Consider the following 14,011-nt stretch of genomic DNA (forward strand, 5'->3'; position numbering starts at 1 on the left):
GAAAAAGCGGAATGTACTCGTGGTACATGAGCATTTTGAGCTCGGTTTCAACGCCGTATCGCCGACGCGCATCAGATCGTAAACAGGTTCTTAGCGGTCTTGCCAAGGGGACAGCAACATGACACCCATTTCTACCGGGTCCGAATGGACCTTCGACCTTGTCGACGAGTACGACCGGCAGATACGTACCATCGCGGTGGATGAATTCAAGCTGGATGTCTATCCCAATCAGCTGGAAGTCATCACCGCCGAGCAGATGATGGACGCCTACGCCTCGGTGGGCATGCCGGTCAATTACCATCACTGGAGCTACGGCAAGCATTTCGTCGCCACCGAGAAAAGCTATAAGCGAGGCCAGATGGGCCTGGCCTACGAGATCGTGATCAACTCCAACCCCTGCATCGCCTATCTGATGGAAGAAAACTCCATGACGATGCAGGCGCTGGTGATCGCCCACGCCGCTTACGGCCACAACAGCTTCTTCAAGGGCAACTATCTGTTCCGCGCCTGGACCGACGCCTCGGCCATCATCGACTACCTGGTGTTCGCCAAGAGCTACATCACCAAGTGCGAGGAGCGCTACGGCATCGACGCGGTGGAGGACTTGCTGGACAGCTGCCACGCGCTGATGAATTACGGCGTGGACCGCTACAAACGGCCGCAGAAGCTGTCTCTGGCCAAGGAGCAGGCGCGCCAGGAAGAGCGCGAGCAATACCTGCAGACCCAGGTCAACGACTTGTGGCGCACCATTCCCAAGCGCGACAAGGACGGCAGCGACAAGGCGCCGCCGCGTTTTCCGCCGGAGCCGCAGGAAAACCTGCTGTACTTCATCGAGAAATCCGCGCCGCTGCTGGAGCCCTGGCAGCGCGAGGTGGTGCGCATCGTGCGCAAGGTGGCGCAGTACTTCTACCCGCAGCGCCAGACCCAGGTGATGAACGAGGGTTGGGCCACCTTCTGGCACTACACCATTCTCAATCGCCTGTACGACAAGGGTATGGTCACCGACGGCTTCATGATGGAGTTTTTGCAGAGCCACACCAATGTGGTCTACCAGCCGCCGGTGACGGCGCGCTGGTACAACGGCATCAACCCCTACGCGCTGGGCTTCTCGATGTATCAGGACATCAAGCGTATTTGCGAAGCCCCCACCGACGAGGACCGCGCCTGGTTTCCGGACCTGGCCGGCACGCCGTGGCGGGAATCGCTGGAGTTCGCGATGAAGAACTTCAAGGACGAGAGCTTTATCTCGCAGTATCTGTCGCCCAAGCTGATTCGCGATTTCCGCCTGTTCTCGATTCGCGACGACGACCACGACGACAAGCTGGAGGTGTCCGCCATCCACGACGACATGGGCTACCGCGACATCCGCGGCAAGTTGGCCGAGCAGTACAATCTGGGTTCGCGCGAGCCCAATATCCAGGTGTGGTCGGTCAATGTGCGCGGCGACCGCAGCCTGGTGCTGCGCCACACCATGCACAACCGCCGGCCGCTGGACGACAACAGCGCCAACGAGGTGCTCAAGCACGTGTGCCGGCTGTGGGGCTTCGACGTGAGGCTGGAAAGCGTGGACGGCAATGGCGACGTCAAGCAGAGCTACGAGATGAAATCCAATCTGGAAGGCGCGCGCGTGTAGCGGCGGCGGCCTGTGATATAGTCGCAAACCCGGGGCCGGCGTCGCCGCCCCGGGTTTTTCATGCCGCCGGCGGATGCAACTTTCCCTGCCGGCCGCTCTCGAAACCCTATTTCGATTGCAAGCCGCCGCCGTGTTCCACGGCGCAAAGAGCGGAACGCGGCGGACATTGGGCAAGCAGCCACAAGGGAGACGATATGGACCACCAGCATTGCGATCATCCCGCGCCTGAGCGCGCGCCCAGAGTGGGCGTGGAGCGTTTGCGCTCGTTCGACAAGGACGCGTTTGAACGCGCGGTGACCGATTTGCTGACCGCCTGCGGCTTTCAGCCGAAGGGCGATCCGCATCTGGGCAAGACCGCGGAGCGGGTCAGCGCGTTCTGGCGCGACCGCCTGCTGGACGGCTACGCCGCCGATCCGAGCGAGGTGCTGGGCTGCGGTTTTGAAGACGATTCCCGCGAGATGGTCATCATCAGCAACATCTCCATCCACAGCCTGTGTCCGCACCACCTGGTGCCCTTCGAGGGCATCGCCCACGTCGCCTACATTCCGGGCGGACGGCTGCACGGCTTCGGCCGCATCGCGCGGCTGATCGACGTGATCTCCCACCGTTTGAACTACCAGGAATGGATCTGTCAGGAAGTGGCGGACGCGCTGGTGCGGCACGGCATGGCCAAGGGTGCGGCCTGCGTGATTCAGGCCAAGCAGATGTGCTTGCAGTTGGGGGAAAACCGGCGCGGCGCGGAAGCGGTGATCACCCAGGGCTTCGCCGGGGAAGTGGGCGAGGCCGACCGCGCGCGTTTTCTCAGCGAGTGCAAGCAGACGCCGCATCGCTGAATTCAGCGGCTAGCGAACCGGTTTTAATGGGAGTGGGGCAGCGGCACGAAGGCGCGCAAGGCGTGCTCCCGGCTGCTCAGCTCCGCCAGCCGCACGCCGTAAACCGCCTCCAACTGCTCCCGCCGCATGATGTCCGCCGTCGGCCCGAAACCGGCGGCGCGTCCTTCGTTCAACAGCAGCACATTGTCGGCGTGGCGTAGCGCCAGGTTCAGATCGTGGACTACCGCCAGCGCGCCGATGTTCAAGTCGCGGCAGATGCGGGCCACCTGCGCCAGCAGCGCGTCGGCCATCGCGAAATCCAGCGCGGCGGTGGGTTCGTCCAGCAAGAGATAGCGCTCCGTCTCCGCGGAGGCCAGCAACTGGCACAGCGCGCGCGCCAGGTGGACGCGTTGCTGCTCGCCGCCGGACAGCGTGCTCGCCTGGCGCTGCGCCAGCTCCTCGGTGCAGGTCAGCTCCATTGCCCGGCGGCAGGCGTCGTCGGCAGGGGCCAGGAGGTAGGCGCCGGCCTGGATCAGCTCCGCCGTGCTCCAGCCGGCCGGCGTCAACGGATTTTGCTCCACCACCGCGCGCTGGCGCGCCAGTTGCGCGGCGGATTGGCCGCGCAGCGGCCGTCCGGCCATCCAGACCTCGCCGGCGCTGGGCGCGTGCAAGCCGGCCAGCATGCCCAGCAGGCTGCTCTTGCCGGCGCCGTTGGGGCCCAGCGCCACATTGAGTTCGCCCGGCGTCACGCGCAGGGACACCGATTCCACCAACAGGCGGTCTTGGCGAACGAGGCTGACGGCGCGCGCTTCAAGCATGGCCGTCCTTTTCCGCGCTTTGCCGCAGCAGCCACAGGAAGAAGGGCGCGCCGATCAGGCTGGTGATCACGCCTACCGGCAGCTCGCTGGGCGCCAGCAGGCTGCGCGCCAGCCAGTCCGAGGCGATGGCCAGCAGCGCGCCCAGCATGGGCGCGATCCACAGCAAACGGCGCGCGTTGCCGCCCACCAGTTGCCGCGCCAGGTGCGGGCCCATCAGGCCGATGAAACCTATCATGCCGCAAGCGGACACCACCAGGCCGGCGGCCAGCGCGGCCAGGATCACCACCTGCCATTCGCGGCGGCGCACTTCAAAGCCCAGGTGAAAGGCGGCGGTTTCGCCCAGTTGCAGCGCGTTGAGAAAGCGCCATTGCCGGTGCAGCGCCAGCCAGACTAGCGGCGTGGCCGCGCACAGCAGCAAGGTTTGCGGCCAGTCCACGCTGGCGAAGCTGCCCATCAGCCAGAAAATCACCACGCGCAAGGAGCCGTCGGGCAGGGTGGTGATCAGCAGGGTCAGCAGGCTGCCCAGCAAGGAGCTGATGGCCAGGCCGCTGAGGATCAGCCGGCTGCCGCCTTGCTGGGTTTGACCCAGCAGGCGGATCAGCAATAGGGAGAACAGGCCGCCGGCGAAGGCGGAGGCGGACACGGCGTAGAGGCCGGCGCCCAGGCTCAGCGCGGCGGCGGCGGCCAAGGCCGCGCCACTGTTGATGCCGATCAGGCCGGGTTCGGCCAGCGGGTTGCGGAATCGCGCCTGCACCGCCGCGCCGGCGCTGGCCAGCAAGGCGCCGGCGCTGGCGCTGGCCAGCAGACGCGGCAAGCGCAGTTCCAGCAGCAGCTGCCATTCCAGTTCCGGCGGCGGATGGCCGGCCAGCAGAAGGGACGCGTTGACACCGCTGCCGTGCAGCAGTGAAACCAGGGAGAGCAGGATCAGGCCTGCGGCGAGGCCTAGGGTCAGCGGAAGGAGGCGCATGGGAGGAGAGGCGGGGAGCGGGCTCCCCGCCGGCGCTCAGCGCAGGCCCAGCACGTCCTGCATGTCGAACAGGCCGTGCGGTTTGCCGGCCAGCCAGCGCGCGGCGCGCACCGCGCCGTTGGCGAAGGTGGCGCGGCTGGAGGCCTTGTGGCTGATTTCCACGCGCTCGCCGATGGCGGCGAACAAGGCGGTGTGGTCGCCGACCACGTCGCCGCCGCGCACGGTGGCGAAGCCTATGGTTTGCGGATCGCGTTCGCCGGTCACGCCCTCGCGGCCGTAGACCGCGCATTCTTTCAGGTCGCGGCCCAGCGCGTCGGCGATGACTTCGCCCATGCGCAAGGCGGTGCCGGACGGCGCGTCCACTTTATGGCGGTGGTGGGCTTCGATGATTTCGATGTCGTAGCCGTCGTCCAGCACCCGCGCCGCCATGTCCAGCAGCTTGAAGGTGAGGTTGACGCCTACGCTGAAGTTGGCGGCGAACACGATGCCGATCTTGTCGCCGGCGGCGCGGATCGCCGCCTTGCCGGCTTCGTCGAAGCCGGTGGTGCCGATGATCATCTGCACGCCGCGCTCGGCGCAGGCGGCCAGATGCTCCAACGTGCCTTCCGGGCGGGTGAAGTCGATGACGGCGTCGGCGCCTTCCAGCGCCTGCAGGAAGTCGCCGCCTATCTTGACGCCGGTGTGCTTGCCGATGAACAGGCCGGCGTCCTGGCCGATGAATTCCGAGCCGGGGCGGTCCACCGCGGCGTGCAGCGCCACGCCGGGCGCGGTCAGCGCCGCTTCGATCAGGGTCTTGCCCATGCGGCCGCCGGCGCCGACGACCACCAGTTTCAGCGGGGTGGCGCTCATGGCTTGGCTTCCTGGGCCGGCGCGGAGGCGGTCAGCGGCGGGCGCTCGGCCGGCTGAGCCTGGCCTTCCACGCGCTCCAGCACGTCGCCGTTGAAGTGGACGGTCAGCAGGCGGTTGCTGCTTTTGTCCAGCTTGCCCTGCTTGATGTCGCTATAGGTGTAGTCCCAGCGGTTGGCGTGAAACGCGTCGGCCAGTAGCGGAGAACCCAACAGGAAACGCACTTGCGAGCGAGTCATGCCCGGTTTAAGTTTGGCTACGGCATCCTCTGTGACATAATTGCCCTGCTGGATTTCCATCTTGTGCGGGCTGAGCCAGTTCAGAGGGTTCATCGAACTGCAACCGGAGAGGGCAATGACGGCGGCAAAAATCAGGGCGCGCATGATACTCCGTGACCTAAAAGTTATGAGGCGGTAATTAGGCAAAGCCGTGAAAAGGCTTTATCATGATCTGAAATCGACCCACTTTATATCACGATGAGCAAAGCCAGTCACCTTAAAGATATCGGCCTCAAGGCCACCGGCCCGCGTTTGAAAATCCTCGATCTATTCGAGGAAGAGCACGCCGGCCACATGTCGGCGGAAGATGTCTACCGCAAGCTGCTTGCGGAAAATATCGACATCGGCCTTGCCACCATTTACCGCGTGCTGACTCAGTTCGAGCAGGCCGGCATCCTGGTGCGCCACCATTTCGAAACCGGCAAGGCCGTGTACGAGCTGAACCAGGGCGGCCATCACGATCACATGGTGTGCGTCAGCTGCGGCAAGGTGGTCGAGTTCTTCGATCCGGAGATCGAGGCGCTGCAAGACCGCATCGCCGAGCAGCACGGCTTCCGCATCGTCGATCACGCGCTGTACATGTACGGCGAGTGCCCGGACTGCCTCAACGCCAAGAAGGCATGATCCCCTGGCTCGGTCCTGAGCCGGTCTTCCCTCCGGTGCGGCTGGCTCTGCGCGAACCCAACGGTTTGCTGGCCGCCGGAGGCGATCTATCCCCGCAGCGCATCCTGGCTGCGTACTCCCAAGGCATTTTCCCCTGGTTTTCCGAAGGCGAGCCCATTCTGTGGTGGTCGCCGGCGCCGCGCATGGTGCTGTGCCCGGACGAGCTGAAAGTCAGCCGCTCCATGGACAAGGTGTTGCGCAATCAGCCTTACGAGATCCGCGTGGACACCGCCTTCCGCGAGGTGATGTCGGCCTGCGCCGAGCCCAGAACCCAGCAGCAGGGCACCTGGATCGTGCCGGAGATGGTGGACGCGTATTGCCGTCTGCACCGGCTGGGCTATGCCCATTCCTTCGAAACCTGGGTGGACGGCGAGCTGGTCGGCGGCCTGTACGGCATCGGCCTGGGCCTGATGTTCTACGGCGAATCGATGTTCTCCCGCTGCAGCAACGCGTCCAAACTGGCCTTCATCCACATGGTGCGTCATTTGCGGACGCAGGGCGTGACGATGATAGATTGCCAGATGCACACCCGCCATTTGCAGAGCCTGGGCGCCAAGTTGGTTTCGCGTCAGACATTTCTTGCTACTCTGAAAGAGAATGCCCGACGGGCGCAGCCCGCCGCGATGTGGAACTACCGGTATACCAATGAGCCATCGTGATCCCGGCCCGACTGTGGCCATCCATTTCTACGCCACCGCGCCTTATCCGTGCAGCTATCTGGCGGGGCGCCAGGCGCGCTCTCAGGTGGCGATCCCGGCCGAGGCGATCGATGGCGAGGTCTATAGCCAGCTGGTGAAGCTGGGCTTCCGCCGCAGCGGTCTGTATACCTATCGGCCTTATTGCGACAGCTGCCAGGCCTGCGTGCCGGTGCGGATTCCGGTGGAGCGCTTCGAGCCCAGCCGCACCCAGCGCAAGGTGGCGCGCCGGCTGGAGGCGATGCAGGTGCGTCTGCTGCCGCTGGAGTTCGACGCCGAACATTACGCGCTGTACCGCTGGTATCAGCAATCGCGCCACGCCGGCGGCGGCATGTCCGACGACGATCCGCAGCAGTACTCGGAATTCATCCTGAAAAGCGGGGTGGACAGCATGCTGGCGGAGTTTCGCCTGGACGGCGAATTGAAGATGGTCAGCCTGATAGACCGGCTGGCCGACGGCCTGTCCGCGGTCTACACCTTTTACGATCCGGACGACGCCAAGTCCAGCCTGGGCGTGTTCAACGTGTTGTGGCAGGCGGAGCTGACGCGGCGGCTGGGCTTGTCGCACCTGTATCTGGGTTACTGGATACGCGAATGCCAGAAGATGTCCTACAAGGCGATGTACCAGCCCTTGCAGGCTTTGATGGACGGGCGCTGGGTGGAGTTGTCCAGGCCGCGGAGCGAGTGAGCGCAGCCCCGTGAACGGGGCGGCGCGCCGCAGGCAATGAAAAAGGCCGGGGTTTCCCGGCCTTTTGGTTTTGAGCGTTTGCCTTGCTTAGAACGGCACCACGCGGTCGTTGCCGCCGCCGGTCAGCACGCGCACGCGCTGATTGGCGCTGAACGGGATGTCGGCTTCCTGCACGATGGAGATCATGCGGCCGGAGCCGTCCAGTTTGACGGTGATTTCCAGCGCGTTCTTGCTCAGGCCGCGTTGAGCGGCCTGGGCGCCGAAGCCGCCGGCCAGCGCGCCGACGATGCCGCCGGCGATCTGGCCCTTGCCGCCGCCGATATTGCTGCCGGCCAGGCCGCCCAGCGCGGCGCCGCCCAGGGTCAGCAGTTCATTGTTGCTGCCTTCCATTTTCACGTTCTGCACCGACACCACGGTGCCCAGCTGCACGGTCTGCGCCTGGCGCATCTGGCCCTTGGAGTAGACGGCCGCGGAGTCGGAGGTAGCGCAGCCGGTGAGCACGCCGGCGCTCAGCAGCGCGACGGCGGAAAGACGAATCAGTTGTTTTGCGTTCATAAGAGTGAGTCCCAATGTTATGTAAGCGAGCCGGTTTGCCCCGGGATGGTCGCCGCGGGCCTATCGCCGGGCTTCCTGGCTTGGAGCGCCCGTGCGCGGCCGCGCGTGCTGTTGTTCAGGGTTTGGCGCGCGCTGCGATCGCATTCGCGCATTCGGCCACCAGCGCCGGGCCTCGGTAGATCAGGCCGCTGTAGACTTGAACCAGGCTGGCGCCGGCATCCAGTTTTTCCACGGCGTCCCGCCCGGACAGGATGCCGCCAACTCCTATGATAGGCAGGGCGCCGTCAAGTTCCTTGGCTAATTTGCGAATAACTGTTGTCGAACGGTCCTTGACCGGCGCGCCGGACAGGCCGCCGGCCTGTTCCGCCAGCGGGTGGCCGGCCACCGCCTCGCGCGACAGCGTGGTGTTGGTGGCGATGACGCCGTCGATGCGGTGCTCGGTCAGCAGGCGGGCGATGGCGACGATCTGATCGTCGTCAAGATCCGGCGCGATCTTCAGCGCCAGCGGCACGTGGCGGCCGTGCTTGTCGGCCAGCGCTTGCTGGCGCTGTTTCAATTGCGCCAGCAGCCGGCCCAGCTCGTCGCCCTCCTGCAATTGGCGCAGGTTCTTGGTGTTGGGCGAGGAGATGTTGACGGCGACGTAGCTGGCGTAGGCGTAGACCTTGTCCAGGCAGGCCAGGTAGTCGTCGGCGGCGTTTTCGATCGGGGTGGCGGCGTTCTTGCCGATATTGATGCCGAGCACGCCCTGGAATTTGCAGCGGCGCACATTGTCCAGCAGGGTGTCCACGCCCAGGTTGTTGAAACCCATGCGGTTGATGATGGCCTGGTGCTCGGGCAGGCGGAACAGCCGCGGCTTGGGATTGCCCGGCTGCGGCCGCGGGGTGACGGTGCCGATTTCGATGAAGCCGAAACCCAGCGCGGCCAAGGCGTCGATATGCGCTCCATTCTTGTCCAGCCCGGCGGCGAGCCCCACTGCGTTGGGGAAGGTCAGGCCCATGGCCTGCACCGGCTTGCGCGTGGCGCCGTGGCAGGCCAGCGTGCTCAGGCGCAGCTTGTGCGCCTGGTCCAGCATGGCCAGCGTCTGTTCGTGGGCGGTCTCTGCGTCAAAGCGGAACAGCAGCGGGCGCAGAAGCGAATAGAGCATCTTGTTTCTCCAGGCAGCAAAATGCCCGGCATTATAACCGGGCATGGGGCGGGGGGATTAAAGAATCTGGCAGGCTTCGTCGAAGTCGAAGCGCGGCGAGCGCGGGTAGAGCTTGTCCGCGGCGCCGTAGCCCAGGTTGACCAGGAAGTTGGACTTGAAGCGGCCGTCCGGGAAGAAGGCCTGGTCCACCGCGGCGTTGTCGAAGCCGGACATCGGGCCGCAGTCCAGCCCCAGCGAGCGCGCGGCCAGCAGCAGGTAGCCGCCCTGCAGGCTGCTGTTGCGCGTGGCGGTGGCCTGGATCGCCGCGTCGTTGCCTTCGAACCAGCTTCTGGCGTCGGCGTGCGGGTAGAGCTTGGGCAGGTGTTCGTAGAAGCGCATGTCCTGGGCCACGATCACGCATACCGGCGCGGCCATGGTCTTTTCGACGTTGCCTTCGGCCAGGCAGGGCTTGAGCTTGGCCTTGGCGGCGTCGCTTTGCACGAAGATGAAGCGCGCCGGCGAGCAGTTGGCGCTGGTGGGCGCCATTTTCAGCAGGTCGAACAGCTGATGCAGGGTTTCGGCGGTGACCGGGCGGTCTTGCCAGTGGCTGTGGGTGCGGGCGTTGAGGAACAGCTGTTCCAGCGCGGAATGATGAATCGGGGTGCTCATATCGTGCTCCTCTAGAGAAACAGGGGTGTTAGCGGCCATTGGCCATGGATGCGTCTTGCGGCGACAGCACTTCGGCGTCGCTCAGCCCGCTCGCCAGCACGGTGATGGCGACGCGGCGGTTGCTGGCGCGGCCGTCGGCGGTGGCGTTGTCGCCCACCGCCAGATTGGAGCCGCGGCCCACCGCCACCAGCCGTTCCGGATTGATGCCGTTTTCCTGGAACAGGCGCACCACGCTGCCGGCGCGCGAGGCGGACAACTCCCAGTTGGACGGGAAGTAGGAGTTGCGGATGGGCACGTTGTCGGTAAAGCCTTCGACGCGGATCGGGTTGTCCACCTTGGCCAGCTGCAGCGCCATATTGGCCATCAGCTGGCGCGACTGTTCGTTGGGCTGCGCCTGTCCGGTGGGAAACAGCGCGGTGTCGCGGATGTCTATGGTGACGCCCTTGCTGCTGTGGGTGATGGTGACCTGGCCGCTCTTGACCAGCGGGTCCATCACCTTGGCCAGGTCCTGGGTCAGGTTGGCGAGCCGGGTTTTTTCGTCGCCCTGGGCCGATCCGGTATTGGCTTTTTTCTCGGCCTGATGATCTCCCTTGACCGCCTTGGCGATGGGCTTGGTCTCGGGGATTTCTATCATGGTGTTGGCCCCGCCGCTGGGCGGGGTGGTGTTGACGCTGATGGTGGAGCCGGAACGGAAGGCGTCCACGATGGCGGAGGAGAGCACGCGATACTTGCCCTCGTTGACCGAGGAGATCGCGTACATCACCACGAAGAAGGCGAACAGTAGGGTGATGAAGTCGGCGTAGGAAACCAGCCAACGTTCATGGTTCTCGTGTTCTTCTTCCTGCCGTTTTCTTCTGCGCGCCATGGTGTGCCTTGCCGGTTGATCAGAACAGCTTGGTGTCGAACAGACTCTTCACGCCGCCGGCGAACTCCACGCCAATCTTGCGCGCCACGCGGCTGGACAGATCGTCTTGCTGAGTATAGTCGACGGTTTTCTCCGCCTTGATCACGTCGCGCGCCACCGAGCGCACCGTGCCCAGGCCGTCGGCCAAGCCCAGCGGAATGCTTTTGTCGCCCAGCCACACCATGCCGGAGAACAGTTGCGGATCGTTGGCCAGGCGCTGGCCGCGTCCGGCCTTGACCGCCGCGATGAACTGCTGGTGGATGTCGTCCAGCAACTGCTGGCGGATGGCTTCCTGCTTGGGGTTGACCGGGGAGAAGGGGTCGCCCATCGCCTTGTTTTCGCCGGAGGTGCGCAGGCGGCGGTCCACGCCCAGTTTTTCCATCGCGCCGGTGAAGCCGAAGCCGTCGGACAGCACGCCGATGGAGCCGACGATGCTGGCCTTGTCGACGAAGATCTTGTCGGCGGCGGAGGCGATGTAATAGCAGCCGGACGCGCAGACTTCGCTGACCACCACGTAGACCGGGACGGACGGGTGCAGCTTCTTCTGGCGGCGGATCTCGTCATAGGCCATGCCGGACAGCGCCGGGCTGCCGCCGGGGCTGTTGGCGTCGATGATGATGCCCTTGGTGCTCTTGTCGCCGTAGGCGTCGGTCAGCGCCTGGCTCAGCTTGTTGGCGGTGTCGCTCTGGCTGTCGATCACGCCGTCCAGCGTGATGACGGCGGTGTGGCCGGAGCCGGAAAGGCCGGCGGCGGCCTTGTCCTCGTTGCGCATGAACAGGCTGAACAGCACGAAGCCGATGATGATCAGCCAGATCATGCGGAAGAAAATCTTCCACTGGCGGGCGCGGCGTTGTTCCACCAGCGCGGCGCTGGCCAGTTTTTCCAGCAATTGGCGTTCCCAATGGTTGGAGGTGTCGCTCATGTGTGGTGCTCCCTGAATAATTCCAGGAGTCTAGCAAAGTTCACGACGGCATGACATTGATGCAGATATCGCCGTCCTGTTCGAAGACGGGCACGGCGATCAGCCGTTGGCCGCGGCAGGGGCCGGACACGCAATAGCCGGTGTGCGGCTCGTAACAGGCGCCGTGCATGCTGCACACCAGGTAATGGCCGCTGAGGTCGAAGACTTCTCCGTCGCGCAGATCCAGTTCCACCGGGATGTGGCGGCAGGCGTTGACGTAGGCGTAGACCTTGCCGCGGTAGCGCACGGCGAAGGCGGGCAGCGGCGGCGCGCCGTCCGCCTGCTCGATCTCGAAGCGCCAGGCGCGGCCGCCGTCCTGCAGCTCGGCCGCGGCGCAGATTATCCGAGTTTCGGCAGCAGCCATGTCTGCAGCTCGGGGTAGGAGTGGAACAGCGCCAGCGGCGCGCAGCTCTCCAGGTGCTCGCTGTCGTGGGCGCCGAAGCTGACGCCGACGCCGTGACAGCCGGCGTTGCCGGCCATCAGCAAGTCGTGGCTGGTGTCGCCTATCATCAGCGTGCGTCGCGGCTCCGCGCCCAGCGCCTCGGTCAGCGACAGCAGCATGTCCGGATGCGGCTTGGAATGGCATTCGTCCACGGTGCGGGTGGCGTGGAACAGCGGGCCTAGCCCGGTCTGTTCCAGCAGGCGGTTGAGGCCGGCGCGGCTGTTGCCGGTGGCCACCGCCAGGAAGACGCCGCTGGCGGCGATGGCGTTCAGGCATTCCACGGCGCCGTCGAACAGGGTCACCTGGTGCTGGTTGGCGTGGTAATGGTGGCGGAAGGCTTCGGTCAATCGCGGCAGCTGTTCGGCGCTGGCGGCCGGGCAGGCCTGCTGCAGCGCCTCGGCCAGCCGCAGGCCGATGACGTGGCTGGCCTGCTCGCGGCTGGGGACGGGCAGGGACAGGTCGGCGCAAGCCTGCTGGATGGACTGACTGATGTGGGCGGTGGAATCCATCAGGGTGCCGTCCCAGTCGAAAACGACCAGATCGAAGCGATTGTTCATCTCAAGACCTCAGGCTTTTCAGGAAGCGTTCCAGTTCCGGCGGCAGCGGCGCTTCCAGTTTCAGCGGCTCGCCGGTCAGCGGATGGGGCAGGGACAGGCTGCGCGCATGCAGGAACATCCGTTTCAGGCCGCGTTTGGCCAGTTCCTTGTTCAGCGCGAAATCGCCGTACTTCTCGTCGCCGGCGATCGCGCAGCCGCTAGCCTGCATGTGCACGCGGATCTGGTGGGTGCGGCCGGTGCGCAGGTGGGCCTCCACCAGCGTGAATTCCGCAAAGCGTTCCTTGACCGCGAAATTGGTGTGCGCGTACTGGCCGTTGTCGGCGTCGCTGACCCGCACGCGGCGTTCGCCGTCCGGGGTGTGGAACTTGAACAGCGGCAGCTTGACCTGGCGCGCGTCGTCCGGCCACTGGCCTATGCCCAGCGCCAGGTAGCGCTTGTCCGGCACGTTGGCGCGCATCATGTCGTGCAGCTTGGTCAGCGCCGAGCGCTTCTTGGCCAGCATCAGGAGGCCGGAGGTTTCGCGGTCCAGCCGATGCACCAGCTCCAGATAGCGCCAGTCCGGGTGCGCCTGGCGCAGCTGTTCGATCACGCCGAAGGACACGCCGCTGCCGCCGTGCACCGCCACGCCGGCCGGCTTGTCTATCACCAGCAGCGCGTTGTCTTCGTACACCACCGGGAAGGTGGCGGCCGGCACGTTCTTCTCCGCGCGCTCGGCCACGCGTATCGGCGGAATGCGCAGTTCGTCGCCGGCCTGCACGCGGTAGGCGGCGTCGATGCGGCCCTTGTTCACCCTCACCTCGCCGGAGCGCAGGATGCGGTAGATATGGCTCTTGGGCACGCCCTTGAGCAAGCGCACCAGGTAGTTGTCGATGCGTTGGCCGGCGTCGCCGTCGTCCACTTGGACGAAGGAGACGGAATCTTTGCGAATGTCTGTCATATTGCTTATACTTCTGGCGCTGTCCCTAGGTGTGTTGCACCAAGATGACGGCGAAATGTCAAGCCAAGGTCACGGCATGTTGCGTGGCGCTGCTGCAAGAGGTTGGAGACGGCCGGCAGGGATTTACAGACCCTGACCTGATGCCGCTCGCGACGTTTGCAGCCAAGGTTAACTCGCTCACCGAAAAGCAGCGATGGTAATGCATTTGTACGCATAACGCACTCACGAGTATTCCATTTCCTGATGCTAAGCCAGTCAGGAAATTTTGCAGCGAAGTTTGACCCGGCATGCTAGCCCCCCTGCACTGTATGTCCTGCCCTTTGAGGCAGGCCGGCGATCCCGGAGCGCCAATTGCGCACATGAGTCAGGTCTGCGTGTGATCGATTTTCAGGAAGTAGGCTTGTCACCACTGTTTTTTTCGATCTTTACATCGACACTTCTTTCGGAAAGCGCCCATCAATAG

At 64.9% G+C, this 14,011-nt stretch carries 17 protein-coding genes; 5 read left to right on the top strand and 12 right to left on the bottom strand.

Going from position 1 to position 14,011, the window contains the following annotated elements:
• Positions 1–118 precede the first annotated feature (118 nt).
• Positions 119–1,633, top strand: a complete 1,515-nt coding sequence (locus VK98_RS20335) for a SpoVR family protein (protein WP_048415786.1) — start codon at positions 119–121, stop codon at positions 1,631–1,633.
• Positions 1,634–1,827: 194 nt separating this feature from the next.
• A complete protein-coding gene (gene folE, locus VK98_RS20340) occupies positions 1,828–2,466 on the top strand; it encodes a GTP cyclohydrolase I FolE (protein WP_048415787.1) in 639 nt (212 codons plus the stop codon).
• A gap of 23 nt (positions 2,467–2,489) precedes the next feature.
• Here the strand turns inward: folE and VK98_RS20345 are convergent, their stop codons facing one another.
• From VK98_RS20345 to VK98_RS20360, 4 genes are read right to left on the bottom strand one after another with little or no spacing between them, the layout of a single operon-like run.
• On the bottom strand, positions 2,490–3,263 hold the full coding sequence (locus tag VK98_RS20345) for an ABC transporter ATP-binding protein (protein WP_048415788.1): 774 nt from the start codon (positions 3,261–3,263) through the stop codon (positions 2,490–2,492).
• A complete protein-coding gene (locus VK98_RS20350) occupies positions 3,256–4,230 on the bottom strand; it encodes an iron ABC transporter permease (RefSeq protein ID WP_048415789.1) in 975 nt (324 codons plus the stop codon). Before VK98_RS20350 ends, VK98_RS20345 begins: the two co-directional genes overlap by 8 nt.
• A 36-nt stretch (positions 4,231–4,266) precedes the next feature.
• A complete protein-coding gene (gene dapB / locus VK98_RS20355; protein WP_048415790.1) occupies positions 4,267–5,079 on the bottom strand; it encodes a 4-hydroxy-tetrahydrodipicolinate reductase in 813 nt (270 codons plus the stop codon).
• On the bottom strand, positions 5,076–5,459 hold the full coding sequence (locus VK98_RS20360; RefSeq protein ID WP_048415791.1) for an outer membrane protein assembly factor BamE: 384 nt from the start codon (positions 5,457–5,459) through the stop codon (positions 5,076–5,078). Before VK98_RS20360 ends, dapB begins: the two co-directional genes overlap by 4 nt.
• A gap of 93 nt (positions 5,460–5,552) precedes the next feature.
• Between VK98_RS20360 and fur the strand changes: the two genes are divergently transcribed.
• The 3 genes from fur to VK98_RS20375 are packed head-to-tail and all read left to right on the top strand — an operon-like array spanning position 5,553 to position 7,400.
• Positions 5,553–5,978, top strand: coding sequence for a ferric iron uptake transcriptional regulator (gene fur, locus VK98_RS20365; protein WP_019101530.1), 426 nt, complete (start codon positions 5,553–5,555; stop codon positions 5,976–5,978).
• Positions 5,975–6,676, top strand: a complete 702-nt coding sequence (aat, locus tag VK98_RS20370) for a leucyl/phenylalanyl-tRNA--protein transferase (protein ID WP_048415792.1) — start codon at positions 5,975–5,977, stop codon at positions 6,674–6,676. Before fur ends, aat begins: the two co-directional genes overlap by 4 nt.
• Positions 6,663–7,400 carry an arginyltransferase gene (locus VK98_RS20375; RefSeq protein WP_048415793.1) on the top strand — a complete coding sequence of 246 codons (738 nt, stop codon included), beginning with the start codon at positions 6,663–6,665 and terminating at the stop codon, positions 7,398–7,400. The genes aat and VK98_RS20375 overlap by 14 nt, the downstream gene beginning before the upstream one ends.
• An 87-nt stretch (positions 7,401–7,487) precedes the next feature.
• Here VK98_RS20375 and VK98_RS20380 read toward each other — a convergent pair whose 3' ends face one another.
• The 8 genes from VK98_RS20380 to VK98_RS20415 form a co-directional block, all read right to left on the bottom strand.
• Positions 7,488–7,955, bottom strand: a complete 468-nt coding sequence (locus VK98_RS20380) for a glycine zipper 2TM domain-containing protein (RefSeq protein WP_048415794.1) — start codon at positions 7,953–7,955, stop codon at positions 7,488–7,490.
• Positions 7,956–8,070: 115 nt separating this feature from the next.
• Entirely contained in the window at positions 8,071–9,099 is a 1,029-nt protein-coding gene (locus VK98_RS20385; protein ID WP_048415795.1) for a quinone-dependent dihydroorotate dehydrogenase, read from the bottom strand.
• A gap of 57 nt (positions 9,100–9,156) precedes the next feature.
• Positions 9,157–9,747 carry a malonic semialdehyde reductase gene (locus VK98_RS20390; protein WP_048415796.1) on the bottom strand — a complete coding sequence of 197 codons (591 nt, stop codon included), beginning with the start codon at positions 9,745–9,747 and terminating at the stop codon, positions 9,157–9,159.
• Positions 9,748–9,775: 28 nt separating this feature from the next.
• Positions 9,776–10,612, bottom strand: coding sequence for a flagellar motor protein MotD (gene motD / locus VK98_RS20395; protein WP_048415797.1), 837 nt, complete (start codon positions 10,610–10,612; stop codon positions 9,776–9,778).
• 19 nt (positions 10,613–10,631) lie between these two features.
• Entirely contained in the window at positions 10,632–11,573 is a 942-nt protein-coding gene (locus VK98_RS20400) for a S49 family peptidase (protein WP_043590226.1), read from the bottom strand.
• A 40-nt stretch (positions 11,574–11,613) separates the two neighbouring features.
• On the bottom strand, positions 11,614–11,976 hold the full coding sequence (locus VK98_RS20405) for a Rieske 2Fe-2S domain-containing protein (RefSeq protein ID WP_048415798.1): 363 nt from the start codon (positions 11,974–11,976) through the stop codon (positions 11,614–11,616).
• Positions 11,952–12,611: an HAD-IA family hydrolase gene (locus VK98_RS20410; protein ID WP_048415799.1), complete on the bottom strand. Its 660-nt coding sequence runs from the start codon at positions 12,609–12,611 to the stop codon at positions 11,952–11,954. The genes VK98_RS20405 and VK98_RS20410 overlap by 25 nt, the downstream gene beginning before the upstream one ends.
• Position 12,612: 1 nt before the next feature.
• Complete coding sequence (locus VK98_RS20415) at positions 12,613–13,548, bottom strand: RluA family pseudouridine synthase (RefSeq protein ID WP_048415800.1); 936 nt, start codon at positions 13,546–13,548, stop codon at positions 12,613–12,615.
• Positions 13,549–14,011: the final 463 nt, after the last annotated feature.

It is taken from the genome of Chromobacterium sp. LK11 (assembly GCF_001043705.1).
Classification (GTDB): Bacteria; Pseudomonadota; Gammaproteobacteria; order Burkholderiales; family Chromobacteriaceae; genus Chromobacterium; species Chromobacterium alkanivorans.

Coding starts and splice junctions, on each gene's coding strand:
- VK98_RS20335 (WP_048415786.1), top strand. CDS start 119: ATGACACCCATTTCTACCGGGTCCGAATGGACCTTCGACCTTGTCGAC.
- folE (WP_048415787.1), top strand. CDS start 1,828: ATGGACCACCAGCATTGCGATCATCCCGCGCCTGAGCGCGCGCCCAGA.
- VK98_RS20345 (WP_048415788.1), bottom strand. CDS start 3,263: ATGCTTGAAGCGCGCGCCGTCAGCCTCGTTCGCCAAGACCGCCTGTTG.
- VK98_RS20350 (WP_048415789.1), bottom strand. CDS start 4,230: ATGCGCCTCCTTCCGCTGACCCTAGGCCTCGCCGCAGGCCTGATCCTG.
- dapB (WP_048415790.1), bottom strand. CDS start 5,079: ATGAGCGCCACCCCGCTGAAACTGGTGGTCGTCGGCGCCGGCGGCCGC.
- VK98_RS20360 (WP_048415791.1), bottom strand. CDS start 5,459: ATGCGCGCCCTGATTTTTGCCGCCGTCATTGCCCTCTCCGGTTGCAGT.
- fur (WP_019101530.1), top strand. CDS start 5,553: ATGAGCAAAGCCAGTCACCTTAAAGATATCGGCCTCAAGGCCACCGGC.
- aat (WP_048415792.1), top strand. CDS start 5,975: ATGATCCCCTGGCTCGGTCCTGAGCCGGTCTTCCCTCCGGTGCGGCTG.
- VK98_RS20375 (WP_048415793.1), top strand. CDS start 6,663: ATGAGCCATCGTGATCCCGGCCCGACTGTGGCCATCCATTTCTACGCC.
- VK98_RS20380 (WP_048415794.1), bottom strand. CDS start 7,955: ATGAACGCAAAACAACTGATTCGTCTTTCCGCCGTCGCGCTGCTGAGC.
- VK98_RS20385 (WP_048415795.1), bottom strand. CDS start 9,099: ATGCTCTATTCGCTTCTGCGCCCGCTGCTGTTCCGCTTTGACGCAGAG.
- VK98_RS20390 (WP_048415796.1), bottom strand. CDS start 9,747: ATGAGCACCCCGATTCATCATTCCGCGCTGGAACAGCTGTTCCTCAAC.
- motD (WP_048415797.1), bottom strand. CDS start 10,612: ATGGCGCGCAGAAGAAAACGGCAGGAAGAAGAACACGAGAACCATGAA.
- VK98_RS20400 (WP_043590226.1), bottom strand. CDS start 11,573: ATGAGCGACACCTCCAACCATTGGGAACGCCAATTGCTGGAAAAACTG.
- VK98_RS20405 (WP_048415798.1), bottom strand. CDS start 11,976: ATGGCTGCTGCCGAAACTCGGATAATCTGCGCCGCGGCCGAGCTGCAG.
- VK98_RS20410 (WP_048415799.1), bottom strand. CDS start 12,611: ATGAACAATCGCTTCGATCTGGTCGTTTTCGACTGGGACGGCACCCTG.
- VK98_RS20415 (WP_048415800.1), bottom strand. CDS start 13,548: ATGACAGACATTCGCAAAGATTCCGTCTCCTTCGTCCAAGTGGACGAC.